Source organism: Pseudomonas sp. MF5691 (assembly GCF_016405645.1).
GTDB lineage: Bacteria > Pseudomonadota > Gammaproteobacteria > Pseudomonadales > Pseudomonadaceae > Aquipseudomonas > Aquipseudomonas shahriarae.
On the sequence record NZ_JAEKDC010000003.1, the window covers coordinates 414,134 to 428,486 of the forward strand.

The window sequence follows — 14,353 nt, forward strand, 5'->3', positions numbered from 1 at the left end:
TGCTTGACGACCCCCTGAAAAACCCGTTTAATGCGCCCCGTTGCCCAGATAGCTCAGTCGGTAGAGCAGGGGATTGAAAATCCCCGTGTCGGCGGTTCGATTCCGTCTCTGGGCACCACTTATTAGTTTCAGGTGGTGCAAAAATCATCTGGAACACCCAAGAAACCCGCCTAGTGCGGGTTTTTTGTTGCCTGCGATTTAGTATCGCCAGCGCCCCTCTGGTTACTTTCAGGTTAACGCCAAGCCTTGCTGGCACCTGATGTGTTATTTATTTCCCTGCTCAACCGTCTAGCCTTAATCCAATCTTCAGCAAGGTAGTTATTTCATGACCCGGTACTTGTTATGCACGCTGTTAATGCTGACAGCGCTGCTCAGCGGATGCGCTACTACGATGGACGTCGCGATCAACGCAACCCCTGACCCGGATTATCACTTTGACCGACAAGCGACGGTGCTGGTGACGTCGGTCGGCGGCAATGCCGAGAACGCGCTCAATGCCCGCTACTACCTGCGCGATATGGTCAGCGCCATGAAGGACCAGGGGTTTCGCGAGGTGTATACCGACGTGTCCCTGCCCAAGAACCGCACGCCGAAAATCACGATCACCCTCGACATCGACAGTCACCAGGTGACCTACCGCTATACCGCCACCGAGTATGGGCAGGTGCCAACCAGCACCTCCACCGTGTGCAAGAACAGCAAGAAAAAAAGCGACCAGATGATCTGCACCAGCACGCCGAACACCACCTATGGCCCGGTAGGCAGCTCGGAGCGCACCGGCTACACCACCCTCACCACCTTCACCGCCACGGCCCGGGATGAAGCGAGCAAACGCGCGGTGTACCTGCTGCGGGTAACGTCCTACAACGAGGACTGCCAGGCCGCCAAGGTCGAAGCCTTCCTGGTGCAGCAGGGCCTGCAGAACCTGAACTTCCAGGATCGCGTGCAGCGCAACTACACCGTCACGATGCCCGAGGGGTATCGCTGCAAATAGTTCGTCGCCCCCTTCCAGGTAGTTCAGGACGAATGTCACTTCGCAGCCCTGCCTGACTGCCAGCCTTGATTGCCCCTCACCGCTCAGGGCGACCCCACCCGGTCGCCCGCATCAAACACCCCCGCCAAAAAGCCAGGCTCGACTGAAGCTCATGGTTGCTAATAGCAATTATTATCATTTAAGCTGGCGCGCAAAATCCCCCCCTGCCCCACTAACAATAATCAAGGAGCTGCGATGCCCTCTGCACGCGAGTCAGGTTCATGGTTGAAGGCGTTTGGCCTTGCCCCCTTCGGATTCGCTTCGATGCTTGTCCCGGTCGCAGACGCGGCCGAGAAAACAGGCCAGCTCGAACTGCCCAGCCAAAGTATTACGGCAACTGCCTCAGAAGAAACGGCCGACGGCCCGGTCAAAGGCTACGTCGCCAAGCGCAGTACAACGGGGGCCAAGACCGACACCCCCATCACTGAGATCCCCCAGTCGATTTCCGTCATCAGCGCCGACCGCATGCGCGATCAGGGCGCGCTGACCGTGCAAGACGCATTGCGATATGTTTCCGGGGTGCGGGCCGAAACCTTCGGGCTCGATAGCCGCGGAGACTGGTCGAAAGTGCGAGGCAGCTCGCCGGCCCTGTTCCTTGATGGTTTACAGCAGAGCTTCGGCACTTACACCAACGTGCGCACCGACCCCTTCACCCTGGAACGCCTTGAAGTGCTCAAGGGCCCCGCGTCGATGCTGTATGGGCAAAGCCCGGTGGGCGGCCTGATCAACCAGGTCAGCAAACGCCCCAAAGCCGAACAGCACACCGAACTGCAACTGCAATACGGCAATTACAACCGCAAGCAGGTCGCCGTCGACACCACCGGCGCCCTGAACCCGCAAGGCACGCTGCTGTACCGGCTGGTGGCGATCCAGCGCGACAGCGACACCCAGGTTGATCATGTCAAAGACAACCGCCAGGTGCTGATGCCATCGCTGACCTGGCGCCCCAACGAAGATATCGACTGGACCGTCATGGCCAACATCCAGCGCGATGACAGCGGCTCCACCACGCAGTTCTTCCCACACAAAGGTACCGTCTGGAATGCGCCATATGGCCGGATCCACAGCAACCGGTTTGCCAGCGAGCCAGGGTTCGACGAATACGACAGTGACCAGACAGCCCTGACGTCGCAATTCTCGTGGCACCTGAACGACACATGGACGCTGCGCCAGAACCTGCGCTGGCAGAAAAGCAAAGTCAGCTACCAGTCGATTTATGCGAAATTCGCAAGAAACCCACCGTTTAACGCCGATAACCAGACCCTCGACCGTGTCTATTACGTTTCCAAACCAGAGGTCAAAGTCTGGGTTGCCGACCAAAACGCCGAGGCCCGATTTGACACCGGCCCGCTACAGCACACGCTGCTGCTGGGGGGCGACTACCAGCATGCGGTCTCCAACCGGGAAGGTGCCAGCGGTAACGCAACACCACTGAACGTGTACGAACCGGTGTATGGCACCTTTGATCCCTCGGTCATTCGCCTCACCGCAGACCCGGAACAACGGGTCATGCAACAAGGGCTGTATGCCCAGGACCAGATCAAATACCAACAGTGGCTGCTGACCCTCGGCCTGCGCAAGGATTGGGCCGCCAGCCAAACCCAAGGCAGCGCCCGGCAAAAGGACGACAAGGTGACCGGCCGCGCAGGCCTGACCTACCTGTTCGACAACGGCATAGCGCCCTACTTGAGCTACAGCGAATCATTCCAGCCCCAAATCGGCCTCAACCGGCGAACGCTGGAGCCCTACGTACCGCTCAAGGGCAAACAGTGGGAGCTGGGGGTGAAATATCAGCCGGTTGGCAGCAACAGTCTCTACACCGCAGCGGTGTATGACATTCGCGAGCAGAACCGCCGCATGCCCGACCCCCTGGATGCGATGAATACCCTGCAAAGTGGTGAAACCCGCGCCCGTGGCCTGGAGCTCGAAGCGCTGGTGACGGTCACGCCCGACTGGGACCTGATTGGCACCTACAGCTACACCGACACCACCGTCATCAAGGGCGCGCCCGCCGAGCAAGGCAAACGCCTGTCCAGCGTTCCCGAGAACATGGCCTCGGTATGGAGCCAACATCGGTTCAGCATCGGCGACATTTCCGGGTTCAGTGTCGGTGCCGGCATTCGCTATGTGGGAACCAGCTGGGATGGCGCCGACCGCCTGAAAACGCCGTCTTCTACCCTGGTGGATGCGATGCTCGGGTACCGCTACCAGAACTGGAACCTGACGCTCAACGCGACCAACCTTGAAGACAAGACCTACTACACCACATGCCTGGCGCGAGGCGACTGCTTTATCGGCAACCGTCGTACGCTCGTCGGTACGCTGGCCTACAACTTTTGATTGAGTTGTAAATCCACGGCGGCGGCTGATCATGGCACCCGGAACACCAGCAACGGGTTGTCATTAAGCCGCCCATTGAAAGCCGGTACCAGATGCTGCAGCGGCGTGCCCTGCAGCAGTTCGGTTTCCTTGCGCGCGACAATCACCCAGGACGAGCGCGGCAGTGCGTTCAGGCGCGCAAGGTCATCGCGCCCGATAAACAGCGGCTGCTCGTCATGATCCAGGTTCATGATGTAGCGAATGGCCCAGGTGTCCTTGCCAAGGTTGAGAAACACCAGCGGCCCGGGGTGCTCGGCCCGCAGGGTTTCCACCGCACCCACAAAGTTTTTGGTGTCGAACTGCAGATCCTTGGCCGGCTCCACGACCGTCACCAGCACCAGCCATTGGGTGGCCAGCGCGATCAGGCTGAGCACCACCAGTCGCGCCCCCACACGGCTGCGCCAGCGACGCCAGGCCACCACCGCCGCCAACTGCAGGGCGATCAGCAGCGCAATCAACCCCGGCACTGAAACATCAGGCCAGTAACCGTGTTTGCTCCACAACTGGCGGCAGACCAAGACCACGACAACCCCCAGCAGCGGCAGGATCGCCACCAGCCACGCATAACCCCGACGCACCCCAAGCAACCAACCCCGGGCCTGAAGCAGCCCATAAGCCGCCACCGCGGCAAACATCGGGACCATCGGCAGGATGTAGTAGGCACGCTTGAAGTTCGGCACCGACAACCCCAGCAGGATCATCAGGCCACAGCCGCCCAGGCGCAGCATCAGGCGCACGTCGGCATCAGCGTTGCGCGCCGACCAGGTGTGGCGCAGGGCAATCAACGTCGCCAGCGCCAGCGGGATCACCGGGAAATAGCGATACAGGCTCAGCTTGAAGTAGAAGTAGAACGGCTCGCCGCTTTCATCCAGGCGACCGGCCACCTGCATCTTCATCACCTCGTCGGCAAAAGCATCCCCCCCGCTGATCCGCGCCAGCTTCAGCAACACCCACCAACAGGAAAAGAGCAGGACCAGGCCGATCACGCCGTGGGCAAGCACCTTTTTCAGCAAGCCAATCTTCTCTTCCCGCGTGCGGGCAGGCCCCAGCGCCCAGTACACGCAAGCAACCCCACAGACCTCGATCAAGCCCAAAGGGCCACGCATGGCAAACGCCGCCACGAACAAGGGAAAGATTGCGTATTGGCGCAGCCGCGAGCCCAGGCGCTCGCCGGTGTGCAGCAAGTAGAAACAGCCCAGGCACAGCAGGGAGACCATCTGATCCAGGCAGACTGAGCGCGACTTCTCCAGCCATTGCGCGGTCAATGCCGTCAGCACCACCGTCAGCAACGCCCAGGTCCGGCCGCAGGGCACCAGCAAGCGGTAGATCAGGGCCACGACCCCAGCCGACGCCAGAGCGGTGGGCAACACGTTAGCCAGGTCGTTAGGCGCACCGAACAGCCGGGCAAAGAGCAGGCTGAAATAGGTCGCCGTGCCCGGATAATCCGGGTAAGGCTCACCGTAGGTGGTGGGGAAGAGGCTCGCGCCGTGGCGAAACATCTCCTGCATAAACACCGCCCAACGCCCGTCAAACCCTTGCGGCGACTGATCCCAGATGCCCAGGGTAAATAACAACAAGGCCACCAGGAAAACACCCAGGGCCTCCACACGAAAACGGTTGCGGTGTTCCATGGTTTAACCTGCCAGGGCGGGGGAGATGCTGGCGTATATTGCCGGCAGCACGGCTGAATCACGCCTGAACCGAATGCAACATTTACCTGTACACACCTGTGGCGAGCGGGCTTGCCCGCGCTGGGCTGCAGGGCTGTCCCATTTTTTGGGGCCGCTGCGCGACCCAACGCGGGCAAGCCCGCTCGCCACAACCGCCTTTTTTACGGGATTGGCTGGCAGGTATCGCGCGCCTTTGGCTGGCGATTTTGTTAGTGTCAGCCTCCAATAAAAACTGCGCACGGGTCGTCACCCCCCATCGAAAGCGCATGGATCGAGGCCAGTGATGAACCTGCCCAGCCGCCCGCACCCCGAGACATTCCACGAGCCCGCCGCCGACCACTACCCCATTGGCGGCTTCACCTGGCGCCATATCCGCAGCGATATCGAACGCCCAGTGGTGATCATCAACGCCGCCACCTCAGTGCGCTGCCGCCACTATTCGCGCTTTGCCGAGTACCTGTTTGCCAAGGGTTTCGATGTCATTACCTACGACTACCGCGGCATCGGCGAGTCGCGCAGTGGCTCGTTGCGTGGGTTCAAAGCCTCATGGTCAGACTGGGGCCGGCTGGATTTCGAGGCCATCCTGCGACGGGCGCAACGCGAGTTTGCCGGGCAGCCCATTGATGTAGTCGGCCACAGCTTTGGCGGCTGCGCGGCCGGGCTTGGGGCGTCGGGCGCCGCGATCAGGCGCCTGGTGACGGTGGGCGCGCAGTTCGCCTACTGGCGTGACTATCAAGCGAGCGGGCGCTGGCGGATGTTTGCCAAGTGGCACCTGGTGATGCCGCTGGTGACTGCTGTGTGCGGGTATTTCCCGGGCAAGCGCCTGGGCTGGCTGGAAGACACGCCCGCCGGCGTGGTGCGCGACTGGAGCACACCCACCCCCACCTACGAGACACGCCCCAGCGGGCGGGCCTTGGACGAGTTGCCTTTTGCCCGGGTGCAGGCACAGATCCTGGCGATCAGCATCAGCGACGACCCGTTTGGCACCGTGCCCGCCATTGAGCGTCTGCTGAATTACTTCCAGGCCAGCGAGCGCACGCACCTGCGTATCGCGCCGGGGGATATTGGCGAAGAGGTCGTCGGGCATTTCGCGTTTTTCCGCAGTGAATATCAGGATCGGTTGTGGCCGATTGCACTGGCGTGGCTGCAGCACGGCCAACTGGCGCCCGACACACCGGGCACCCGGCTGTAGAAACCCTTGGGATTTCGCCAGACCTGCGCTTCAATACGCCACCCAGATCCTGAACCAAGGACGTGAGCCCATGGCTTCGCCAGACAAGCAGAAAAAACGTGCCCAACGGGCAAAAGCCAAGGCCAAGCAGAACCGCACCCAGCGCGCCAATGCGCCGAAGCCGGATGCGTTTGCCGGTGACGACGACCGCATTGACCTTGAGTCGGTGGACTTGACCGAACTGTTCGTGGAAATGCGCGCGGCCGGCGAGACCAGCCAGCAGGCGCTGTGTGCGGCATTCCTGGCGCACCCGTTGCTGGCACTGGTGCTGGAGCAGGAAGGCGAAGAAAACGCCACGGACTTTATCCTGGCGGCGCTGATCGAGTATCGGCAGTGGTCCACCGACAGCGATGATGAAGCGGCGGCGTTGGCCTGGATTGAATCGCCACAGTTCCAGGCGGACTACGTGGCGGCATCCCAGGCGCTGACCAGCGCGCAGGATTGATACAAAACCAATGTGGGAGCCGGGCAAGCCCTAATGCCGATCAGTTAAGCGAACGCAATGCTCAACGTAGTGAAGATCAAATGTGGGAGCGGGCTTGTCGGATCGCCGCATCGCCGCGAAGACGTCGGCCCAGCCAACATTGATGTTGACTGACCCACCGCTTTCGCGAGCAAGCCCGCTCCCACAGGGGATCTGCGCTTAACTGCCCGGCTCCCACAGTGCTTTGTGGTGCCAGGCAGCAAGCATTTCAACTCGTCAGTTGAGTACCGCAGCCCCCAACTTCTGGGCCCGGCGCCGGCTCGCCACCAGCAACCCCGCCAATACCACCAGCAGGCTCAACACACCGGTCGCAATAATCTCCACCCGGTGCGCTTCCTGGAACAGCATGATGGTCAACGCGCCGACGATAAACACGATCACCGCATAGGTCAGGCCCGGAAACAGCCACATCTTGAAGGCAATCTGCTCGCCCGCCGCTGTACGCTTCTGACGCATGCGCAGTTGCGACACGGCAATCACCAGGTACACCAGCAGCGCAATCGCGCCGGAGCTGGCCAGCAGGAATTCAAACACCGCCGCCGGGGCCACGTAGTTGGCGAATACCGCGAGGAACGCCGCGCCGGTAGACAGCATCACCGCCCAGTAAGGCGTGCCGCTCTTGTTGGTGCGTTTGGCCACTGCCGGCGCATCACCACGACGGCCCAGGGAAAACAGCATGCGCGACGCGGTGTACAGCGCCGAGTTCAAGCAGCTGGTTACGGCGACCAATACCACCAGGTCGACGATCAGCTTGGCATTCGGGATGCCCATGCGTTCCAGCACAGTCTGGTAGGAACCAACGGCTGCCAGGGTCGGATCGTTCCATGGCACCAGGGCCACGACGATGAAGATCGACACCAGGTAGAACAAGCCGATCCGCCAGATCACCGAGTTGGTGGCCTTGGTGATCTGCTGGCCAGGGTTCTTCGACTCTGCGGCCGCGATGGTCACGATCTCGGTGCCCATGAACGAGAACATGGTGGTCAGAATCGCCGCCAGCACCGCGCCCATGCCGTTGGGCAAAAAGCCTTGGGTGTCGAACAGGTGCGAGACGCCGCTGACCTGGCTGCCCGGCAGCAAGCCAAAGATCGCCAGCACGCCGAGGATCACAAAACCGATGATCGCCACCACCTTGATCAGGGCAAACCAGAACTCGAACTCGCCGTAGTTCTTCACACTGAACAGGTTGGTCGCGGTCAGCAGCAGGGTGATGACCAAGGTGAAGGCCCAGATCGCCACATCAGGGAACCAGGCATGCAGGATGGTTGCGGCGGCGTTGGCTTCCAGGGGAATCACCAGCACCCAGAACCACCAGTACAGCCAGCCGATGGTAAAGCCGGCCCAATGGCCGATGGCCCGGTCGGCGTAGGTGGAAAATGAACCGGTGTCTGGCGAAGCAACGGCCATCTCGGCCAGCATGCGCATCACCAGCACCACCAACGTACCGGCTGCGGCATAGGCCAGCAGCACGGCAGGCCCGGCTGCCGCAATCGCGTGGCCGGAGCCGACAAACAAACCGGCGCCGATCACACCGGCAATCGACAACATGGTGACATGCCGCGGTTTGAGCCCCTGTTCGAGGTCATTGGAGCTTTGCGTACTACTCATTGACACACCTTTGCGAGGAATTGCGTATTCGGTCCACCCGGTTTGCTGAGTCTTCGTGAAAAGAAACAAACGGGGCGTTCTTTATTTTTTACGCAAGATTTGCGCCAAAATGTTACAAAGCCAAGGTTGACGCGGCCTGTAGGACAATCCATCGGCGCTCGCAAGCCATTGAGATTACTGGCAATCCGCCACAGCGTTACCGCTCGACTCACTTCAAGAACGAATGAGTGCACCAAAAACACACACAAAAAGTCAGTGACGCCCAATTAAAGGGCTGATAGGCACCGTTTACCCGTTTAACCCTTCCAACACCCGGCCAAAGCTGGCACCATCGCGCCCTTTTTTACGCGACTGCCACGGGTTTATCGGTTAAAACGGCTGTTCGGTTGTTGATGGCGCGACACGCTACTGTGCCGATGCGACAACCTGTCACACACTGCCTGTTTAACGCCCGTGGCGCTGTTGGCTGTCATCCGAGCGCTATGCTAGCTTGGCGCCACGCTAGGAAGGCGACCCAACAGCAGGAACGCAATGAACACAATGAGGACCGCACATGGCTTTGGCCGCGCCCGCGCTTGAAATCCGCAACTTGCATAAACGCTATGGTGAGCTGGAGGTGCTTAAAGGCATCTCGCTGACCGCTCGCGACGGCGATGTGATCTCGATCCTGGGTTCGTCCGGTTCCGGCAAGTCCACATTCCTGCGCTGCATCAACCTGCTGGAAAACCCGCACCAGGGCCAGATCCTGGTGGCCGGCGAAGAGCTCAAGCTCAAGGCCGCGAAAAACGGCGAACTGATGGCCGCCGACGGCAAGCAGATCAATCGCCTGCGCAGCGAAATCGGTTTTGTCTTCCAGAATTTCAACCTCTGGCCCCACATGAGCATCCTCGACAACATCATCGAGGCCCCACGCCGCGTGCTCGGCCAGAGCAAGGCCGAAGCCATCGAAGTGGCCGAAGCGCTGCTGGCCAAGGTGGGCATTGGCGACAAACGCCACGCCTACCCGGCGCAATTGTCTGGCGGCCAGCAACAACGCGCGGCCATCGCTCGCACCCTGGCGATGCAACCTAAAGTCATTCTGTTCGATGAGCCCACTTCGGCACTTGACCCGGAAATGGTTCAGGAAGTACTTAATGTGATCCGCGCGCTGGCCGAAGAAGGCCGCACCATGCTGCTGGTCACCCACGAAATGGGCTTTGCCCGCCAAGTGTCCAGCGAAGTGGTGTTCCTCCACCAGGGGCTGGTCGAAGAGCAAGGATCGCCACAGCAGGTGTTTGACAACCCGCTTTCGGCGCGCTGCAAACAATTCATGTCCAGCAACCGCTAACGGAGCAACATGCATGCAGAACTATAAAAAATTCCTCCTGGCCGCCGCCGTTTCCATGGCGTTCAGCGCCACGGCCATGGCCGAGACTTTGAAAATGGGGATCGAGGCGGCTTACCCGCCCTTCAACAATAAAGACGCCAGCGGCAACGTTGTCGGCTTCGACAAAGACATCGGCGACGCCCTGTGCGCCAAGATGAAAGTCGAGAAGTGCGAAGTGTATGTCTCGGACTGGGACGGCATCATCCCGGCCCTGAACGCCAAGAAATTCGACTTCCTGGTGTCGTCGCTGTCGATCACCGACGAGCGCAAGCAGGCCGTTGATTTCACCGACCCGTACTACTCCAACAAGCTGCAATTCATCGCGGCCAAATCCATCAAAGACTTCAAGACCGACGCCGGCTACCTCAAAGGCAAGATCATCGGTGCCCAGCGCGCGACATTGGCCGGTACCTACCTGGAAGACAAACTGCCAGACACCACCGCCAAGCTCTATGACACCCAGGAAAACGCCTACCTCGACCTGACGTCCGGCCGCCTGGACGGGATGCTCGCCGACAAGTACGTGCAATACGAATGGCTCAAGAGCAAAGACGGTTCGGCCTACGAGTTCAAAGGCGATCCGGTTGTAGAAAGCGACAAGATCGGCATCGCCGTGCGCAAAGGCGACCCACTGCGCGAGCGCCTGAACAAGGCCCTGGCGGAAATCAAGGCCGACGGCACCTACAAGAAGATCAACGACAAGTACTTCCCTTTCAGCATCGAATGATCCTGATTGGCCAGTCCGGCGCGCTCGCTTGAGCGCGCCGGCTTTTCGCAAGCCTTGCGCGATATGAAAAAACCATGAATTTCGATCTCTACGGATTCGGCCCCGCACTCGCTGCCGGCGCGCTGATGACCGTCAAACTGGCACTCACGGCGTTATGCCTGGGGCTGGTGCTCGGCCTGGCCGGCGCCTTGGCCAAGACTTCCCCGTACAAGTTCCTGCAATGGCTTGGCGGCGCTTACTCGACCATTGTCCGGGGCATTCCCGAACTGCTGTGGGTCCTGCTGATTTATTTCGGCACGGTCAATATGATGCGTGCCCTCGGGGAGTTCTTCGGTAACCCCGACCTGTCGCTCAGCGCCTTCGCTGCCGGCGTGATTGCCCTGGGCCTGTGCTTTGGCGCCTACGCCACCGAAGTGTTTCGTGGCGCGATCCTGGCGATCCCCAAAGGCCATCGCGAAGCGGGCATCGCCCTGGGCCTGTCGAAGCTGCGTATTTTCACCCGCTTGATCATGCCGCAGATGTGGCGCATCGCCCTGCCGGGCCTGGGCAACCTGTTTATGATTCTGATGAAGGACACCGCGCTGGTCTCGGTGATCGGCCTGGAAGAAATCATGCGCCACGCGCAAATCGGCGTGACCGTCACCAAGCAGCCTTTCACCTTCTTCATGGTCGCGGCCTTCATGTACCTGGGCCTCACCGTGCTGGCCATGGTCGGCATGTACTTCCTGGAAAAACGCGCCGCTCGCGGCTTTGCGAGGAGCACGCAATGAACGGCGACTACAGCTGGCTGTCGCATTTCGACCTGGGCCTGAACTGGGCCGTGATCATCAAGTGGCTGCCACGACTGGCCCAGGGCGCGACCCTGACCCTGGAACTGGTGGCCATCGCGGTCATCGCCGGGCTGCTGCTGGCGATCCCCCTGGGCATCGCCCGTTCTTCGCGCCTGTGGTACGTGCGCACCCTGCCCTACTGCTACATCTTCTTCTTCCGTGGCACACCGTTGCTGGTGCAGCTGTTTTTGGTCTACTACGGCCTGGCGCAGTTCGACGCCGTGCGCGAAAGCGCCCTGTGGCCCTACCTGCGGGACCCGTTCTGGTGCGCCACCGTCACCATGACCCTGCACACTGCCGCTTACATCGCGGAAATCCTGCGCGGCGCGATCCAGGCCATCCCGCCCGGGGAAATCGAAGCGGCGCGGGCACTGGGCATGTCCAAGCCCAAGGCGCTGTTCTACATCATCCTGCCGCGTGCCGCGCGCATCGGCCTGCCGGCCTACAGCAACGAAGTGATCCTGATGCTCAAGGCCAGCGCCCTGGCCAGTACCGTGACCTTGCTGGAACTGACCGGCATGGCCCGCACCATCATTGCCCGCACCTACCTGCCGGTGGAGATCTTCTTTGCCGCCGGGATGTTCTACCTGCTGATGGCCTATGTGCTGGTGCGCGGCTTCAAGCTGCTGGAACGCTGGTTGCGGGTCGATGCCTGCCAGGGACGCTGACAGCGGGTTGACGGGCGAGCGACTGCTGGCCCGTTTTCTCGCGTTGGATGCGTTCCTCACCGAACATCAAGGGCTGTGGCGACCACGGCCCTTCACCCATCTGCAATTGCCTTGGGAAGCCCAGCACCCAGCGCTGGCCCAATGGCTGCGCCGGCGCTCCCTGGCAGAAGCCGAAAGCAGCCACAACCTGCCCACCGAACTCCAGGCCCCAGCGCCGTTTCCCCAATGGGCGCAGCTGGCCGTCCAGCTCAGTGCTGTGAATAAGTTACCGGCGGGCGCGCTGCATGCGCCGTCGGCGCGCCTGAATGTCGATGTACCGGGGCGTAAATGGCAGCAAATCGAGGCGTTTGGCAGCGCTCTGCAGTTTGCCGAGCGCCCCACCCATTGGCTCGACTGGTGCGCCGGTAAAGGCCACCTCGGCCGGCGGCTGCTGCAACCGGGGCAACACCTGACCTGCCTGGAGTACGACCCGGCGCTGATCGCCGCAGGCCAGGCCCTCAGTGACCATCATCAAATGCCCGCCCGCCACCACCCGCAAGACGTGATGGCCGAGGACGCCGTGCAACAACTGCTCGGCGAACACACCCCCGTCGCCCTGCACGCCTGTGGCGATCTGCACGTACGCCTGCTGCAATTAGCCAGCGCCGCCGGCTGCAAGCACCTGGCCGTGGCGCCCTGCTGTTACAACCGCATCAGTAGCGAGCAATACCAGGCGCTGTCGGCCCCGGCCCGCGCCTCGGCGCTGCGTTTGTCGCGGGAAGACCTCGGCCTGCCCCTGAGCGAAACCGTCACCGCCGGCTTGCGGGTGCGCCTGCAACGCGACACCTCCATGGCCCGGCGCCTGGGTTTCGATCAGTTGCAGCGGCAACTGCGCGGGTGCGATGAGTACCTGCCCACGCCTTCGTTGCCCAGCGAATGGCTGCATCGGTCCTTCGCTGACTACTGCCAGCACCTGGCGGCGCTCAAGGGGTTATCCACAGGCGAGCAGGACTGGGCCGCGCTGGAGCAGCATGGCTGGCAGCGCCTGGCGCAGGTACGAAACCTGGAGTTGGTGCGCGGTCTGTTTCGCCGCCCGCTGGAAATGTGGCTGGTTCTGGATCGGGCACTGTTTCTTCAAGAGAACGGCTACCAGGCTCAAGTAGGCCGCTTCTGCGAAACAGCGCTGACACCGCGCAACCTGATGGTGCTCGCCGAGCGCGATTAAAGGGCAGGACGCCCTGTGGATAAGTCTGTTGATGAAATTCTGTCGAGTGCCGTAAAGACGGGCGCCACAGGCACAAATGCTGACTGGTCATTATTTGTTCACAAAATAAAACGCACGCAAAACAGGCAGTTGCAGCGTAATGAGAACATCTTCACAAAATGGCTGTTTCAACACTTGTGCGACCAACAAATTGTGCATAAGCATTTGCGCCTAACCGTATAAGACGTGGTTCAGGCCGCGCCTGGAGGGCCATCCAGTAACTGGCACAGCCCATGGATATCGTCACAGGCCAGGCTCGCGGCCTCGTTATCCAGTGGGTCCTCGCCAAAGGCCAGCGCCTCGCTGATCTGCGGGTCACGATGGATCACTTCCACGCCACCTTCCCCAAGACGCTGCCTGAACAGGTCCAGCATATCCAGGCTGAAGGCACTGCCCTCATCCAGCTGGTTGACCAACACCAGGCAACGTGGCGCCGACGGGCGCGCAAGATACGGCGCCAACAATCGCTGCATCTGCTCCAGCGTGCCCAGCGACGCCGCGTCCGCCAGGGCCAGCACCACCACGGCATCGGCGACGTGTAAGGCCTGGTGCAGGTAAACATTATTGCCGGCAGGGGTGTCGATGATGACCGTGTGCTGATCACTCAGGCCCAGGCGTGACAAGTGCTGCGCCAGCCACTCTGGGTCCTGCTTGAGCCAGCGCTGCAGGTCTTCCTGCTGCTGCATATCGGTCTCGCCGAAGACCACCACCTGGCAGCCGCAGAAACCGGGCTGGGCGAGCTGATCCCAAGGTTGATTACACAGGCTGGCACGACCGAGGCCCGGGGTGCCCTGGGGCAGGTCAAAGTGCAGGTACAGGGCGTTTTGCGGATCCAGCTCCAGCACCGTCACCGCCCGCCCGAGGCGCTGCAAGCCGCTGCCCAGTGCCGTCGCCAGCGTGCTGCGGCCCACCCCACCATTGACCGAGGCCAACACCACCACCCGTGGGCGTTTTGCTGAAGCGACGATTGGCTGGGGTTGTTCCGCAGGGGAAGACGCGTCGTCGATGGGGGTGTCTTCGAAGAACTGCAATGTCGCCGTCATCGGGTGATCCTGACGGATAGCATGCGTTGCAAAACCTTCGTCGGCCTGGCTCACAGCCCCTCCTTGTCCCG

The 14,353-nt window shown here is 61.3% G+C and carries 12 protein-coding genes and 1 tRNA gene; 10 read left to right on the top strand and 3 right to left on the bottom strand.

Going from position 1 to position 14,353, the window contains the following annotated elements:
- Positions 1-42: 42 nt before the first annotated feature.
- The 3 genes from JFT44_RS07155 to JFT44_RS07165 all read left to right on the top strand — a co-directional run bounded on the left by JFT44_RS07155 (position 43) and on the right by JFT44_RS07165 (position 3,373).
- Positions 43-118, top strand: a tRNA-Phe gene (locus JFT44_RS07155).
- 207 nt (positions 119-325) lie between these two features.
- On the top strand, positions 326-994 hold the full coding sequence (locus JFT44_RS07160; RefSeq protein ID WP_057437122.1) for a hypothetical protein: 669 nt from the start codon (positions 326-328) through the stop codon (positions 992-994).
- 303 nt (positions 995-1,297) lie between these two features.
- The gene (locus JFT44_RS07165; RefSeq protein ID WP_198817965.1) at positions 1,298-3,373 is read left to right on the top strand and encodes a TonB-dependent siderophore receptor; all 2,076 of its coding nucleotides are present in this window, start codon (positions 1,298-1,300) and stop codon (positions 3,371-3,373) included.
- Positions 3,374-3,402: 29 nt separating this feature from the next.
- On the opposite strand, the gene JFT44_RS07170 is transcribed toward JFT44_RS07165, so the two are convergent.
- Positions 3,403-5,043, bottom strand: coding sequence for a glycosyltransferase family 39 protein (locus tag JFT44_RS07170; RefSeq protein ID WP_198830464.1), 1,641 nt, complete (start codon positions 5,041-5,043; stop codon positions 3,403-3,405).
- A gap of 322 nt (positions 5,044-5,365) precedes the next feature.
- Between JFT44_RS07170 and JFT44_RS07175 the strand changes: the two genes are divergently transcribed.
- Both JFT44_RS07175 and JFT44_RS07180 read left to right on the top strand, forming a co-directional pair.
- Positions 5,366-6,274: an alpha/beta fold hydrolase gene (locus JFT44_RS07175; protein ID WP_120731284.1), complete on the top strand. Its 909-nt coding sequence runs from the start codon at positions 5,366-5,368 to the stop codon at positions 6,272-6,274.
- A 70-nt stretch (positions 6,275-6,344) separates the two neighbouring features.
- Entirely contained in the window at positions 6,345-6,758 is a 414-nt protein-coding gene (locus JFT44_RS07180; protein ID WP_198830465.1) for a hypothetical protein, read from the top strand.
- A gap of 255 nt (positions 6,759-7,013) precedes the next feature.
- Here the strand turns inward: JFT44_RS07180 and gabP are convergent, their stop codons facing one another.
- Positions 7,014-8,405, bottom strand: coding sequence for a GABA permease (gene gabP / locus JFT44_RS07185; RefSeq protein ID WP_169989243.1), 1,392 nt, complete (start codon positions 8,403-8,405; stop codon positions 7,014-7,016).
- 553 nt (positions 8,406-8,958) lie between these two features.
- Here gabP and JFT44_RS07190 point away from each other — a divergent pair.
- The 5 genes from JFT44_RS07190 to JFT44_RS07210 all read left to right on the top strand — a co-directional run bounded on the left by JFT44_RS07190 (position 8,959) and on the right by JFT44_RS07210 (position 13,200).
- Positions 8,959-9,732 (top strand): ABC transporter ATP-binding protein, encoded by a 774-nt coding sequence (locus tag JFT44_RS07190; RefSeq protein ID WP_057437115.1) that lies wholly within the window; start codon positions 8,959-8,961, stop codon positions 9,730-9,732.
- 13 nt (positions 9,733-9,745) lie between these two features.
- Positions 9,746-10,498: an ABC transporter substrate-binding protein gene (locus JFT44_RS07195; RefSeq protein WP_032862321.1), complete on the top strand. Its 753-nt coding sequence runs from the start codon at positions 9,746-9,748 to the stop codon at positions 10,496-10,498.
- Between the two features lie 74 nt (positions 10,499-10,572).
- Positions 10,573-11,268, top strand: coding sequence for an ABC transporter permease (locus tag JFT44_RS07200; protein ID WP_057437111.1), 696 nt, complete (start codon positions 10,573-10,575; stop codon positions 11,266-11,268).
- Between the two features lie 38 nt (positions 11,269-11,306).
- Complete coding sequence (locus JFT44_RS07205; RefSeq protein WP_029295855.1) at positions 11,307-11,996, top strand: ABC transporter permease; 690 nt, start codon at positions 11,307-11,309, stop codon at positions 11,994-11,996.
- Complete coding sequence (locus JFT44_RS07210) at positions 11,977-13,200, top strand: methyltransferase (protein WP_198830466.1); 1,224 nt, start codon at positions 11,977-11,979, stop codon at positions 13,198-13,200. Before JFT44_RS07205 ends, JFT44_RS07210 begins: the two co-directional genes overlap by 20 nt.
- A gap of 230 nt (positions 13,201-13,430) precedes the next feature.
- Here JFT44_RS07210 and bcsQ read toward each other — a convergent pair whose 3' ends face one another.
- A complete protein-coding gene (gene bcsQ, locus JFT44_RS07215; protein WP_198830467.1) occupies positions 13,431-14,282 on the bottom strand; it encodes a cellulose biosynthesis protein BcsQ in 852 nt (283 codons plus the stop codon).
- Positions 14,283-14,353 lie beyond the last annotated feature (71 nt).

Coding starts and splice junctions, on each gene's coding strand:
- gabP (WP_169989243.1), bottom strand. CDS start 8,405: ATGAGTAGTACGCAAAGCTCCAATGACCTCGAACAGGGGCTCAAACCG.
- JFT44_RS07160 (WP_057437122.1), top strand. CDS start 326: ATGACCCGGTACTTGTTATGCACGCTGTTAATGCTGACAGCGCTGCTC.
- JFT44_RS07165 (WP_198817965.1), top strand. CDS start 1,298: ATGCTTGTCCCGGTCGCAGACGCGGCCGAGAAAACAGGCCAGCTCGAA.
- JFT44_RS07200 (WP_057437111.1), top strand. CDS start 10,573: ATGAATTTCGATCTCTACGGATTCGGCCCCGCACTCGCTGCCGGCGCG.
- JFT44_RS07170 (WP_198830464.1), bottom strand. CDS start 5,043: ATGGAACACCGCAACCGTTTTCGTGTGGAGGCCCTGGGTGTTTTCCTG.
- JFT44_RS07195 (WP_032862321.1), top strand. CDS start 9,746: ATGCAGAACTATAAAAAATTCCTCCTGGCCGCCGCCGTTTCCATGGCG.
- JFT44_RS07190 (WP_057437115.1), top strand. CDS start 8,959: ATGGCTTTGGCCGCGCCCGCGCTTGAAATCCGCAACTTGCATAAACGC.
- bcsQ (WP_198830467.1), bottom strand. CDS start 14,282: ATGACGGCGACATTGCAGTTCTTCGAAGACACCCCCATCGACGACGCG.
- JFT44_RS07210 (WP_198830466.1), top strand. CDS start 11,977: ATGCCTGCCAGGGACGCTGACAGCGGGTTGACGGGCGAGCGACTGCTG.
- JFT44_RS07180 (WP_198830465.1), top strand. CDS start 6,345: ATGGCTTCGCCAGACAAGCAGAAAAAACGTGCCCAACGGGCAAAAGCC.
- JFT44_RS07175 (WP_120731284.1), top strand. CDS start 5,366: ATGAACCTGCCCAGCCGCCCGCACCCCGAGACATTCCACGAGCCCGCC.